Genomic DNA, 12,760 nt, shown 5'->3' with positions numbered 1-12,760 from the left:
ATTTCTCAACCGCCGTCGACGGCGGATTTGTTTTAGTCAACTAGACCAGTGAGATTTTAAATGAGGGAGAGGCAACACAGATCCATGCGCCACGCCCAAGACGACTTGCTCATTGTGGAAGCATTGATCCAGCTGTCCCGCGAGATTGAGGAGTTTGAGCCAGACAGGGCAGATCGGGCATGGGAACTTGCCATCGAGATAGCTGCTCAACACGGCCTTTCATTAGAGGATGCTGTCCTCCAGATTGAGTGAGCTGCCCCCGCAAACCCTTTTATGTAGATGTTGAGTGGTAGACACATGATCAAACTAAAGGACTGGTCAGAGTTACAGGGATCGGAGGAAGCGGATCACATGGCGGCCAAAATAGGTGAAACGCTGATTTGTGCAGATTGTAAGTGGCATGATGGACGCATATTTATCGCCGACTCAAACGACGAGAGCGATCTGCTCACATTATCGCTGTGTCCTGATGGCAACATTGCGGAAATCAAAATCGGAGACATAGTTGTACCCGTAATATGAACGCCGAAAAACGGTCGGACTCGGAGCGTTTGGCGAGGGCTTTGAGGGAATTGGATCGGTCTCGCTCAGTGTCTCATATCGCGTCTGAGGCTGGCGTCAGCGAGAATTTCGCTGAGCAAGGGGTGAAACCACTCAAAGAATTTGGAGTGGTTAGAGAGGACAACGGGTTGTACAGTATGGCGACCAGGTCGTCCATCTTCAGCTCTCGAGCTGGATTCGATCGCGAGAAAGAGAAGGGTTACGCTGAAGTCCCACCTGACAGAGAATTACGGTGAGAGAACCGTTCAACAATCCGGCATTCAATGAGCAACGGATAGCTGCTCATCCGGATCGACTTAACTCAGTACCAACACGATACATTGGACTCGCTGTGGAGTGGGTTCGAAAGGCACAATTGATTGGGAATAGGGGTTCCTTGATGTTCTATTGGCCAGATCTCTGTGTCCGAACGATTGTTCAAACCAATCAATAGGTACTGTTGAGATTCTCAGCGAGGGACTGTTTCACCATCAGTGTGACTGTATGGGGTTTCCCAATGCCACGGTTACTGAGATTCGTTGAATAGGTGTTCACTTGGCTCAGCGGGTTGTCGCTCGGCTCTTCTACACTATTCCTCGCAATTGGATCCGGTCTGTTTCTGAGCGGAATTGCATCCTTGATTCGACAGTTGTGAGTATACATGGCTAAGCGGGGCCTTGGCTGTCTAACCAATTTTTCACTTCTGCTTTGGAGGTGAACCCGTTCTTCTGCAGAATCTTCGCAATATCCCCACCACTGAGAACTAGCACCGGATGGCCATCTTGTTTAATTTCCTCGTAGGCTGATTTACGGACGTAGGATGTTGTCACGAAGACGCCGAATTGTCGGTGCCGCAAGCGAGAAATCAGTCGGCTTGTGTCGTGGACTCCAACTCCAGTACTGGGTTTGTAACACTTGGCTTCCAATGCGAACTCAACGTCAACGCTATCTCCTATAGATCCGATGTGATACGTTCCAATTGCATCTCGCCCACCGTCTCTTGATTGTCTGGTGACCTTGGATTGATGGACGTTAGAGTCCATAAGTTCAAAGAGGGCTGAAGCAACGTACTCAAACTTTCGTGATTGGTTTGAGTCGTTCTTACAATGGGAATAGACTGTCTGCAGAATGGTCTTCTCTTTTTCCGTCGTCGGCAGCTGTTCAACTTTCGTTCTATGATCTTTCGTCCGATCGGCCTGTAACGGGGTGTACTTTCCAGTGTTCTTCCACTTTGCCCACACATCTGGTGTGTTCTCAGTCAAAAACTTCCCCTCCTGGAGATCAGAAATCCATGCACGGGATACCCTATCGACATCAAGAATTGTGAACGTAGCTTTATAATTCTGGAATCGGTCTCCTCCGTTATGTTTCCAAACGGCGACTAAATCCTCAGATTGATTTTCGAGCCGGTCACCTGGCACGGCAAGACCCCTAAACTTCCTATTCCATCCTTCCTCTTTGGTGAACACGAAGAACGGTGGGATTGTTTGTCGCTGGCCGCTGTGGAGGTTGTGGAAGACCTCCCTTAGAATTTTGTTTCCGTCTTTCTCGTGTATTCTTGAGCCCGGATCCCTGTTGTCTCCATAATACGTGAAAATCCCGCTTTCTCGGTCTAAATCATCCGGCCAATCTGGTTCACTGAATGTGGTGTATAATACGACATACGAATACTTCTGCGAATCAGTCGGGCACCTTTTCGCTCGAAAACCCCCACCTGTTCCCACTCCGAGTAAGTCAGGAAGCAACGCCGCTGAGAGATTATTTGCGTCACCACCCTCGTACACTGCGTCGACGACCAAGTCTGCATCTGATAATTCGTTATATGGGAACAGCTTCGTCTCGGCCATATCGAACCTATCACCGCTCAATTGGTAATATTCTTGCTCATTCTCAAAGCAATACCAGACTATTCCCTCGAGAAAAATCAAAATGATGTGGAGCAGGTCTGTTCGAACCCTCAGAAGCTGTTAGAAAGAGCGTGCTGAATACAGTGATCGCGATCGCTCAATCCATTTTTCTGGTCAGACATCTGGTCAGTCAAGCTAGCATTTATGTCACTATCCGTTGTGGTTAGGCCTATGTCAAATCCCGTAATCGGAGTGTTGTCACTCGGGCTTGCTGCATTTGTCGCGCTCGCAATTGGGCTGACTGTAACGGGCGGAGATCCAACCACTATCGCAGGGCCGTTCGCTGCGCTGTTCGGCCTTGCCGCAGTCGTCGGTGTGTTCCTAATTCCATTGATGGAGTAATCCGGCTCTGGTGAATCATCGGCAATTACCACAAATGAGGAACTGAATAGAGTGAATAGAATCATCATGCCGTCGTGACCATCCCAATTTTAGATCCGATTTACCGAGTTGTCACGCGATGTGCAGCCATCTCGATTGAGTTCGGCGAACCGAGACTTGGGTACAGGAGAGTGTGAACCGTGAAGATGGTTGATTCGCAGTTATAGCGTAGCCGATACAGTTCGGATATTTCGCTGTGAAAGCCTCTAACCAGTTCACATCAGGGCCATAGATACTGGCTCGATCGAATTTCCATTCGAGGATCGCCATTGGTGGTACTGATGGATCTTGACTCTCGTCCCAGCACGTCATGCGGGGTTCAGGCCAGATGACCACGTCCTTACATACCTGGTTCTTCTTATTGGTACTACTCTCATCACCCACTGTAACCTGCGGAACAGGAACCTCCAGTCCAATTTGACTCGAATCTCTTAGTACTCCATCTGCGTTCACCTGTTTTACCAGTGACCTGAATGCGAAAAGACTGATAGCTTCCCGTTCTCTTCGCCCATTCAAGATCAGTCGAGTGCCTCGCTTGCGAACGTGTTCAACGCAGACCGTACGGATTCATCAAGTAAATTCATACTCTGGATAGCCCCCTATCTGTGATAAACACACCTCTCAAGCAGATAAGTCAAAATTGGTGATTGATATATGGTTCCAACAGAGACCCACCAGACTACTCCGTTCAGTCCGTAGTAACATGCGTCTTCGTGCGGAGAGCATCGAGAACACCCTCGTTGGATGTTCCTCGTACACATGTGAGCGATGTGTGTCGCTCAAGTCGGGGCAGCGGGGATGACACCTGAATCCCCTCGATGAATGTTGGATTCCTAACTACAGTTTTGGATGTTCCTTCCCTTCCACTCGAGAGGATGTTCATTCGCTCACTCGTGACGAGGGGCGTGGCCACTGTGTACCTGAGTGCTTGGGTTCACTCTGTGCCAGAACACTGGAAAACCGGTGTGTGTTCGTGATGGCTTGAGACAGAGTTTCCCTCCGCAACACTCGAGTAAGTATTCTATGAGATCAATTCCAAGTACAGGCATGTCCTCTCTGAGCGAGAAAGTGGTGGCGATTGAACCACGAGGCAAGTCGTGCCGCTGACGACCCTCACCACGTTTGGTGAGCATCCCTCTACTTATTCCCCTCTCTTACACTGACGCGAACCCGATTTTCGGGGGTTGTTTCCAACACTCAATAAAACATGTGTCCTTAAAATGTAGCAATGTTTTTAATCAAACAACCCTTATTTTCATGTATGAGTTATAGGAAATACGACTTTTCTGAGAGAGAACTCGAGGTGCTGAAGATGTTTATCGAATCGCCAAGTCAAACGATTACGTCAACAGATATAGGCCAGCGCCTTGGCCTTGACCACACGACTCAACGTGTGCGAGTTCTCCGCGATCTTGAAGAGCGAGAATTGATTGAAACGTGGCAACCCTCTGAACGGGACGATAATCGACCAATCCCCGCTCCTTTGCATGCTGAACTAACGGTTGATGGGAAATGGTGGTTAGACGAATTCAGCGGGGACATCCTTGTGGATGATGATATCGATTGGGCAGCTGAATGGCACTCGCAACAGCAAGAGATTGAAGAACTTCGAGCAGAGGTAGAGGAACTTCGGGGAAAGTATGAGCGGGAAGTATCCCGATTGGATTCGAAGATTGAACAGGGCGAAGACGCGCTGGAAACGATGATCAGAGGGTTGGCTGATAAGCACGGTGAACGCCTCAGCAAACTCGAGCGACTTGTTGATCCGGAGTTCAGGATTGAGATGCGTAATCGGCTGGATAAAATTGATAGTGGGATGAATTCGCTCGGTAAGTCAATCAATGGAATCGGCCACAGACAGCGATTACATTCGATGTTCATCAACAAAATGGTCAAGCCGTGGATTAGATCCCTAGAGGCGTTCTATGATATGAACGAGTGGAGTTCTCCGACCAAGACGATGACTGACTGGGAAGACCGGGAGAAGGCTCACAAGAAGAAGTTCGAACGTAACAGGTGAATCCAACAGGAGATTCAGTCACGCAATACACACCCAACCTACAGCACTCACCACACAATGAGACCCGGGATCCAATACCACCGGAGGAGAAGGGCCAATTTCTTTCCCACCAATCGGCCACCTGGAGAGTGCAAATCGGAGCCTTCAGCACCCAATGAAGGTACCAGTAGCGGATGAGATCCGACAAGAATGCCCGAGCTGAATACACGATAACCGTCAGCGTGAGCGCCGTGAGAAGTCCGACACCACTCACGTAGAAGAGCGCCGTACCAACGAGAACGACGAAGACGCAACCACGAGAGATGGACTGGATTAGCCGACTCGTGAGCGTCCGAATCAACCGCTCACAAAAGGCTAGTAAAGATTCAAGTCAGTTCCTTGTGACTACCAAACAATGGCACCAAAATCGCCGGGGTGTATTCCGACCCACACATTCGTCGGGACACTGGCCGGGCCTAAAGGCCTCTCCAGCTCGGCCTCCGGTGTCTAGAGAAAATCATGATGGGTGGCGAACACCAGACCTTCCAGAAGGTCGCACGAGCAGTCGAAGACTGGATTCCTAAACGAGCCTACCGGACGGAGAAAAAGTTCCAGAACGATCTTCAGCAGTATCTTGATGACCGGTTGAACTCCGGTGGAGGCGATGGGTTACTCGGCGGGTTCGGGGGAGGCACAGGCGAGACGTACGTCGTCTCGAAGGAACGGGGCAACGCCAATGCTGATATCGTCGTAAACGATGTCGTCGGTATCGAATTGAAACGAGACCTAACGAACAGTCAAACGAAGAAGTTTAGGGGCCAAATCGAAGAATACCGAGATATCTATCCGTATGTCATCGCGTGTACCTGCGGCGTAAAGGACGTGGATGGATGGCGGCATTTACAGAGCAAGTATGATCAACAAGGAGGCATGGGTATGGGAATGGGCGGTGGTCTCGGTGGCCAACGGGGGCAAGTAACATTCATCTGGAAGCGGAAAGAGAATTTTGGCAGTTCTAGGGAAAAAGAGTCGGGAGGCGGCGGCCTCTTCGACTTGTGATCAAGTGGGCGAAATCATTTCGGGAGAATTAGCCGTTCTTGTACACTCTAAGCTAACTGGATAGAGCGATATCCGATCTTGGAGCCGCCCTATGACACATGTGTCCTGTATTTTGGATGATGTCATCAACTATCGATTTTGTATTGACCCACATTAGTAGCGGTGTGATCAAGGGATCGGCTACACTAGCAGAGATATTCTCGATGAAACTTGTTTAAGTATGGAGGTTGGTAGTTCAGGTTAGCTTGAACCTCTGCGAGAGGGGGCACGAGTCCGTAGAAAAGACTGGACTCAACTACACAAAAGACTGAATCTACCTAATCAGACTGGATTCCCATTTCGCCGTCCAAACGGCCGCGCTTGGTGCATCGCGTAATCCTGCACCCAGTCATCTCTCGCACGATGAGCCACTAGAACAATGAATAGCAAACCAATCAACACGGTTCTGTCTACCATCGATACCCGTGGATCTAGCAATGATGAACAGTTTGAAAACCAGTCAGCTTCCTCAACCGTCGACGAGTCGCAGGAACTGAACCTGAACAAAGATAACCTCACATTTGGGGGTGAGTACCATGTCGAGTGCTGAGGATCAGGACAGCGATAATGATCATCTCGAAAGGTACGTACCTGAGGAGCATTTATTCAAAATTTCCCCCGATGAGGCCGTAGAGCGCTATTTGACGAGAAGAAGCGAGGAGATTCGACAGTCAACAGTCAGTAGTTATCGGACTGTCCTTTCGTTCTTTGTCACATGGTGTCAGAAACGAGAGTATGAAATACTGGGCGAAATCGGCGGGAAAGAGTTGAATGAGGACTTCTACAACTGGCGAAAAGGAGAAGGCAACGATGCAGAGGGGTCACTCAGCAGGTATACGCTCAGAGAGAATATGAAGGCGGTGAGGCGGTTTATCCGTTGGTGTGAAAACAGGGAGTTCATCAAACGCGGGACAGCAGAGAAAGTCGACATTCCCAAAATCAAACCCGATCATAATGGGAAGAAAACCGAGCGGAAAGAAGTGTTCAAATCCGTGAATGCGGAATTATCGCTTCAGTATGCAGACAAATTCAAGTATGCTACCACCCGCCACGTCGTAATGACGCTCATGGCTGAGGCAGGGTGCCGACCCAGCGATATTCGAGCGCTGGATGTCTGTCATTACGAACGGAATGGTCAGGGAGGGGTGCTAAAATTCCGAGATGATCCCCAGACAGGAGTATCGTTTGGTGACGATCCCGAGGATGGTGTTCGTCTGAAAAATGGGAAAGACGGGGAACGAGATGTGACAATCACTCGCACCTGTTGTGAAATTCTCGATAATTACATTAGCCACAACCGTAATGATGTGATCGATGAATATGGCCGCAAACCACTCTTAGCGCCAGGAACAGGCCGAATCGGATTATCGACGATACGGAAGTATTGTTACGAACTCACTCGTCCGTGTGTTACAGAAGGAATCTGTCCCAGCGGACTATCGCCAGAGGAGTGCTTAGGCTATACTGACCGAGCGCACAATTGTAAAGAAAACGCTTCCCCAAAAGCGGTTCGGAAGGGCTATATTACTCATTTAGCTAATCAAGGAGTTGATATAGAAGTGATCAGTGAGCGTTGTGATGCTTCGCCTTCGGTTATCAAAGATCACTATGATGAGAGGAGTAATGAGGAGCGCCGAAAAGCGCGGTTAAAGGATCTGTGTCACATCCCAGCGTATGGAGGTGAATAGCCTTTTGAAGTGCTGAGCCTGCTGAACCCAAACCCGAACCCCCTGATTGTCAAACTACAGACTTTGACCGCTTAGGTATCAACTGCTATCAGGCTTTTATTAGTGGCAGAATGCAAGTCATCGGAACCGGCAATCAGTGGTACAGGGCGTGCCGAAGCCTTCTTTCGGTCAATTTCACCAACCTCAACAAGGTAGTCGCCAAGTTCGTTTACACCGATTGGATGGAGATCTGCCAATTCGTCAGTGATAACGAAGTGGCCGCTTGATTGGGTTGCTGTTGTGTGATTAGCTGTGACCCAGATATGCTTGCCTTCGAGTTCCTGAAGTGAACAAAGTCCCCTATGTGCAGAGCGATAAGGGCGGATATCGTAGTGGTTGAGGAATAAGAAGAGTTTTCGAACGACCTCTGTCCAATTAGAGATGTTGAAACCTAACCCTCTCCTCCTTCCAAAGTCAGCATTGAACGCAGATTTGTGCGCTTTTTCCCAATCGTCTGTCTCACAGTGGTTTCCATCCGCCATTGCCCAATCGGTGAAATATCCGTCCTTCACTGAATAGGTCGCATCAGTTCCCTCTGCTGTCTTATATTCGACACTCCCTTCAAAATCGTGATCGACATCCGTCCATCGAACATCACGAAAAGAGAGGACTGCACTATCCTCAACAGTAAACTCGAGAACGAGATCAGGCCCATTGAGGTCGAAATTCGTAATAGGGTAAGGTGGTTCGGCCAAAGCTTCTAAGCAGTGAAGAATACCTTCAATTGGGTGAGCTATCAGTGAGTCATGGATCGTCGTTTTCAGGCCGTTACTCGAGAGAGCGTCATCAAGGCTGTGGAAAATAGAATCGACACGGTTGACGGTAGATCGCTGGAGCGAATCATACTGAAGATACATCTCATATATCTTCTCCTGCTCCGACGATAGGCCAGTTATCGAATCGTCAGTATCGATCGACTCTACTCCAGAACCGCCTGTGTAAACATCCCCACGACTCTGCAAGTCTTGGATCATTTTCCAGGAAATGGAACTCCCATGATTGAATCCGAGTCCGTCAAAGAGTTGTCTCGCCTTAGGCGAGGTTTGGTACGTGATTACACGGCCATCAATTCCTGCATTAATATAGTATCCAGGCTTGTTCTGGTACCGTTTGAGAGTGGGCATGATAATTGACAACACAATTCCCACGATATGTCATTAGCATTGTCAATTTTGTCTCACAGAAGTATTGAGGAATTATTGGAAAGGCAAAGACCGAGCTGTCGGCTGATGGCTAGAAGGTGGGAACAAGAACCGGAAAATCAGATGAGGTTGTATAGTGGTTCACTCTTCGACCTTGACTGTCCCATCACCGACCTCGAGGTCATCTTCCAACCTCGCTAAGATCGTCTGCCCCTCCTCGTGCAACTGCTGCGCTCTCTCGAGGGATACCTCGCCATCTTCTAACGTGGTGATTATCTCTTCCAGTCGAGCTGTTTGCTCGCCGATCGATACCTCTTGTTCTGAGTCAGTGTCATCAGTCATGGTTACAGTATGAATATGTAGCCGAGCAAGCCGAGGAGGAGGACAATTAGGACGGCAATGGCGATACGCTGCCGTCGCTTCTCTCGTTCGAACTTCTCTTGAGCGTCAGCCTGGGCCTGTTCGTGGGTTTTCTGCTGTTCAAGTCGGTCGAGGCCGTTCTCTAGTCGATTCTCGTACGTCGTAATCTGCTGTGAAACCGTTGTTTCATAGGCTTGATCGAGTTCACGTTCGAACGCACCAAGTTGGTCTCTTGTTAGCTGTTGATACCCTTTCTCGAGATCGGTTGTGTAGGAGTCGAGACGCTCTCTAGTCGTCCGGGTGTACGCATTTGCCAGACGCTTCCGATTCAGTTCTAACTCACTCTCAAGAGCCTCTTTTTTTGGGACAACCTCACCTGCATGGGTGGGCGTCATCACTCGCAGATCGGCCACCTCATCAACAAGTGTCCGATCATTTTCATGGCCGATGCCAACGGCTATTGGTGTCTTGGTGTCGAAAATCACGCGACAAAGCGGCGTCTCGTTGAACACCCGCAAATCCTTTTCTGAACCCCCACCACGGGTCACGATGATCACGTCGACTCGAGCATTATCGTCAAGTCGGCTGATCGCTTGCATCATCGAGAGCATGGCGTCCTTGCCCTGGACTGTGGAATGCTGGATGAGAATATCCAGATCAGGATACCGATCATGCAAGCTCGTCACTACGTCTTTTCGAGCATCACTGTCGGCGCTCGTGACGACACCAACGCATCGTGGCAACGTGGGCAACGGTTGTTTTTCATCGTCATTCAGGAGGCCATCTTCCTCAAGTATTGTTCGATTCTTGTGGTAGATTTGCTCATATTTCCCTTCACCAACAGGCACGCAATGCTGAACGATTAATGAGACACTCCCGTTGGAATCATAGTATGAGAGGTCGCCTTTAACGGCCATCTGTGTCCCATCTTCGACCTCAACATCCATCGTCGAAAGCTGATACTGGAATATCACACAGTGGATTTTCGAACCGTTATGCACCAAATCGAAATGAGCGTGCCCGTTTCCAGAGATGCCATAATCGGAAACGTCACCGACAACGTACTCGTACTGGAGATTCGGCACGTTCTCAAGGAGTTCACTGATTTGTGTATTGAGTGTGTCGACGAAAGTGATCGACTCGCTGTTTAGGGTTTCTCGTAGGGACTCAAGGCTCTGGGTTTGGTCGTTATCGTCGTGCGAACCTGAGTCAACTCCCATCGATACTACGATTCATTTACAGGTAGAAAAAGACTCTTGCCATGTTGACTGGGCTGGGTTCAGGGCACAGATATGGTACAGACTGGGAAGTTGGTGATAATCAGTACAGAGATTGCGTTTACCCATTATCGCTTTCCAGGATTGCTCGGAATCCTATCCCGTTCATTTCGTCATTCCACCGTCCATCAATCATACTACTGGATTAATTTCGAAGTGCAATCGATAGACCGCTAAGTAAAATAAGATACCGATGCCGCCCACAATCCTGAAATATTAGACAAATCATATTTCTACACACGAACTACAATGACCAACCAGAGACCGTCTACTCTTAAAAATTATCAAGCAAGTGGAAAGGTGATGGCACTTGTGTTTTTATCATGCATCACTGTGTTATACTTCATATTTGATGGAGAAGCGTTCATAGTTTATTCATTTGTGACGTTCATCATTCTGCTAATGTATAACTTCTACATCAATATGGATTTTGGAAAGGTAGCGAGTGAGTTTGAAAAGGGAAAGCAACAAGGGGTGAAGAATTCTTCTAATGGTGGATCAAGAAAAGAAACAAAGGGTGATTTTGAACGGGAAGGAGGACTCCCTGGGTACCCATCAAAAGAACTGTCGCCTCAACAGATCACAAACAAAAATCTTCGACAAAAAGCCGCAGATCGGCAGAAAGCTGGTTGGAAGATTGCTGAGATTGATAATAAGAACAAACGTGTAGTTATGTACTCGTCAAAGGGTGGCGGAGTTGGACGCCACAGTGTAGTCGCGTTATTTACTGGCCTATGGACATTTGGTGCAGGAAACTATGCATACGAAAAGGCAACTCGGCGACGGAATCGCGAGAAGATAGTATTACGCCCGGACGAAGTTTCAAGTAATACAACCGCTAGTACCGAAGATTCTGAGGTAGCTAAGGAATCAAAATCAAGCGAGACTGAGAAATTACGTGAATTGAAGGAATTGCGTGATGACGATATCATAACTAGTGAAGAGTTTCAGGAGAAGAAGAGTGAATTGTTAAAAAGGATCTAACTATCAATCGGGGGCGGTTCTCAACCATCATGAGAAAATAAGAACTATCCGTCTATAGCTGTAGAGAAGATGACAGACACGGGGGGTGTCCGCAATTATTTTGAGAGAATGAAGTGGAATAGGGTTGCCTTCCAATCGCAGTAGAGGGGGCGCTGAAATCAGTGTCGCCCAACCACATTTACACTTCAATGTGATATGAAGGCGGAATGGATACCAGAACTTTCCAACTCAGAATGACGATTCACTACCGTTTCCGAATCACATATCTCCGCCAACAACCTTGGAAATTGTCTGCCCAAGGTGTTTTGCATCTTCTGGAATTTCGAATTGAATGGGCTCGTCTGTAGTTTGAATCTCGATAGTGGTATTCTTCTCAGGTGGTGCAATAAGAGCAAAAATACCCAATCCAACGAGAACCAGCCCTAATAGGAAAACAAGCCCATCACCGACGTATGCTAAACCACCCCCAATCAGCAATAGAATTAATCCTCCCCCTGCAGCATCCTCATCTTCAGAAGTTGAAACATTTGATCCGATAATATGATCCCCTCGTAAGTGAGTTGAATCCACATGAACATCATTGTACTCTTGAGTGATTGAAAATAGGCGACGGTCTGTAACTATGATTGCAAGATCCTCTTCATCATAACTAGCTATTGGCCTTTCGTTCTCGAGTAAATGGCCCGAAAGGATAGAATCTGCCCAGTCTGGTATTGAGACCTGTGTTGGTTCGGAAATTGACATGGAGATAATCCTAATTGTTGCATCTTCAATCTAACGTCCGATCAAATTCAAATGAGAGACGTTCCAATGCCCTTCCGAGAAGCGCCTAAAGTCAGAAACATGCTCGGACTTGAGCTAGGTTCAATGGCGCTCTGCTGTAACGTTCATGACCCACTCTAAGCTCCGTCGAGCGATATTTGAACTGCTTTGGTAGTAATCACCATCGTAAGATAAGATGTGATATACGCCACGAGGGTCTTTCCCATCGAATGAACTTTTGATCCTAACCCCGACGATGTTATTTCCTTCTGCATTATGTTCTACTACCTCAAGCGGATTTTTTCTGTCTCCAAAAACGACTTCGTCACCAACTTCCATCGCCTTGATTCTGGCAGATAGTTCAGATTGAGAAAGCGCAGGGCGTTCGTACTGACTTGGAATGTCTCTCTGAGACATATTCCATACTAAGTATAGGTAATTGATAAATTGAGGTGGAAACTCTTTTTCCTGTAGAAATTCCTCAAGAACGAATGGTGGTCGCCTCGAATGGCCGTTTTACACGAATAGCACCTATATCAATGGCAGTCTATGACAGATTAGTGTGCGGACGGCCTCCCATTTA

13 protein-coding genes are annotated in these 12,760 nt (G+C 48.1%); 7 read left to right on the top strand and 6 right to left on the bottom strand.

Annotation, left to right across the window (positions count from 1 at the left end; all coding sequences use genetic code 11):
• Window positions 1-84 precede the first annotated feature (84 nt).
• Both NGM68_RS09785 and NGM68_RS09780 read left to right on the top strand, forming a co-directional pair.
• Entirely contained in the window at window positions 85-252 is a 168-nt protein-coding gene (locus tag NGM68_RS09785) for a hypothetical protein (RefSeq protein ID WP_252697926.1), read from the top strand.
• A gap of 45 nt (window positions 253-297) precedes the next feature.
• On the top strand, window positions 298-522 hold the full coding sequence (locus tag NGM68_RS09780; protein WP_252697924.1) for a hypothetical protein: 225 nt from the start codon (window positions 298-300) through the stop codon (window positions 520-522).
• A gap of 683 nt (window positions 523-1,205) precedes the next feature.
• Here the strand turns inward: NGM68_RS09780 and NGM68_RS09775 are convergent.
• The gene (locus NGM68_RS09775; RefSeq protein WP_252697923.1) at window positions 1,206-2,387 is read right to left on the bottom strand and encodes a restriction endonuclease; all 1,182 of its coding nucleotides are present in this window, start codon (window positions 2,385-2,387) and stop codon (window positions 1,206-1,208) included.
• Window positions 2,388-2,618: 231 nt separating this feature from the next.
• On the opposite strand from NGM68_RS09775, the gene NGM68_RS09770 reads away from it, so the two are divergent.
• The 4 genes from NGM68_RS09770 to NGM68_RS09755 all read left to right on the top strand — a co-directional run bounded on the left by NGM68_RS09770 (window position 2,619) and on the right by NGM68_RS09755 (window position 7,613).
• Window positions 2,619-2,789 (top strand): hypothetical protein, encoded by a 171-nt coding sequence (locus NGM68_RS09770; protein WP_252697918.1) that lies wholly within the window; start codon window positions 2,619-2,621, stop codon window positions 2,787-2,789.
• A gap of 1,300 nt (window positions 2,790-4,089) precedes the next feature.
• Entirely contained in the window at window positions 4,090-4,848 is a 759-nt protein-coding gene (locus tag NGM68_RS09765; RefSeq protein WP_252697916.1) for a helix-turn-helix domain-containing protein, read from the top strand.
• Window positions 4,849-5,349: 501 nt separating this feature from the next.
• Window positions 5,350-5,886 (top strand): hypothetical protein, encoded by a 537-nt coding sequence (locus NGM68_RS09760; RefSeq protein WP_252697913.1) that lies wholly within the window; start codon window positions 5,350-5,352, stop codon window positions 5,884-5,886.
• A gap of 575 nt (window positions 5,887-6,461) precedes the next feature.
• Window positions 6,462-7,613 (top strand): tyrosine-type recombinase/integrase, encoded by a 1,152-nt coding sequence (locus NGM68_RS09755; RefSeq protein ID WP_252697911.1) that lies wholly within the window; start codon window positions 6,462-6,464, stop codon window positions 7,611-7,613.
• A gap of 71 nt (window positions 7,614-7,684) precedes the next feature.
• Here NGM68_RS09755 and NGM68_RS09750 read toward each other — a convergent pair whose 3' ends face one another.
• The 3 genes from NGM68_RS09750 to xseA form a co-directional block, all read right to left on the bottom strand.
• Window positions 7,685-8,776 carry a hypothetical protein gene (locus tag NGM68_RS09750; protein WP_252697910.1) on the bottom strand — a complete coding sequence of 364 codons (1,092 nt, stop codon included), beginning with the start codon at window positions 8,774-8,776 and terminating at the stop codon, window positions 7,685-7,687.
• A 159-nt stretch (window positions 8,777-8,935) separates the two neighbouring features.
• Window positions 8,936-9,136 carry an exodeoxyribonuclease VII small subunit gene (xseB, locus tag NGM68_RS09745; RefSeq protein WP_252697908.1) on the bottom strand — a complete coding sequence of 67 codons (201 nt, stop codon included), beginning with the start codon at window positions 9,134-9,136 and terminating at the stop codon, window positions 8,936-8,938.
• A 2-nt stretch (window positions 9,137-9,138) separates the two neighbouring features.
• Window positions 9,139-10,374 carry an exodeoxyribonuclease VII large subunit gene (gene xseA / locus NGM68_RS09740; RefSeq protein WP_252697907.1) on the bottom strand — a complete coding sequence of 412 codons (1,236 nt, stop codon included), beginning with the start codon at window positions 10,372-10,374 and terminating at the stop codon, window positions 9,139-9,141.
• A gap of 360 nt (window positions 10,375-10,734) precedes the next feature.
• On the opposite strand from xseA, the gene NGM68_RS09735 reads away from it, so the two are divergent.
• On the top strand, window positions 10,735-11,415 hold the full coding sequence (locus NGM68_RS09735) for an SHOCT domain-containing protein (protein ID WP_252697905.1): 681 nt from the start codon (window positions 10,735-10,737) through the stop codon (window positions 11,413-11,415).
• Window positions 11,416-11,673: 258 nt separating this feature from the next.
• Here NGM68_RS09735 and NGM68_RS09730 read toward each other — a convergent pair whose 3' ends face one another.
• Window positions 11,674-12,159, bottom strand: coding sequence for a hypothetical protein (locus NGM68_RS09730; RefSeq protein ID WP_252697904.1), 486 nt, complete (start codon window positions 12,157-12,159; stop codon window positions 11,674-11,676).
• Window positions 12,160-12,279: 120 nt separating this feature from the next.
• Window positions 12,280-12,594: a hypothetical protein gene (locus tag NGM68_RS09725; RefSeq protein WP_252697903.1), complete on the bottom strand. Its 315-nt coding sequence runs from the start codon at window positions 12,592-12,594 to the stop codon at window positions 12,280-12,282.
• Between the last annotated feature and the right edge of the window lie 166 nt (window positions 12,595-12,760).

This window comes from Natronosalvus vescus (assembly GCF_023973145.1).
GTDB lineage: Archaea > Halobacteriota > Halobacteria > Halobacteriales > Natrialbaceae > Natronosalvus > Natronosalvus vescus.
This window is presented reverse-complemented; position numbering and strand designations above follow the sequence as displayed.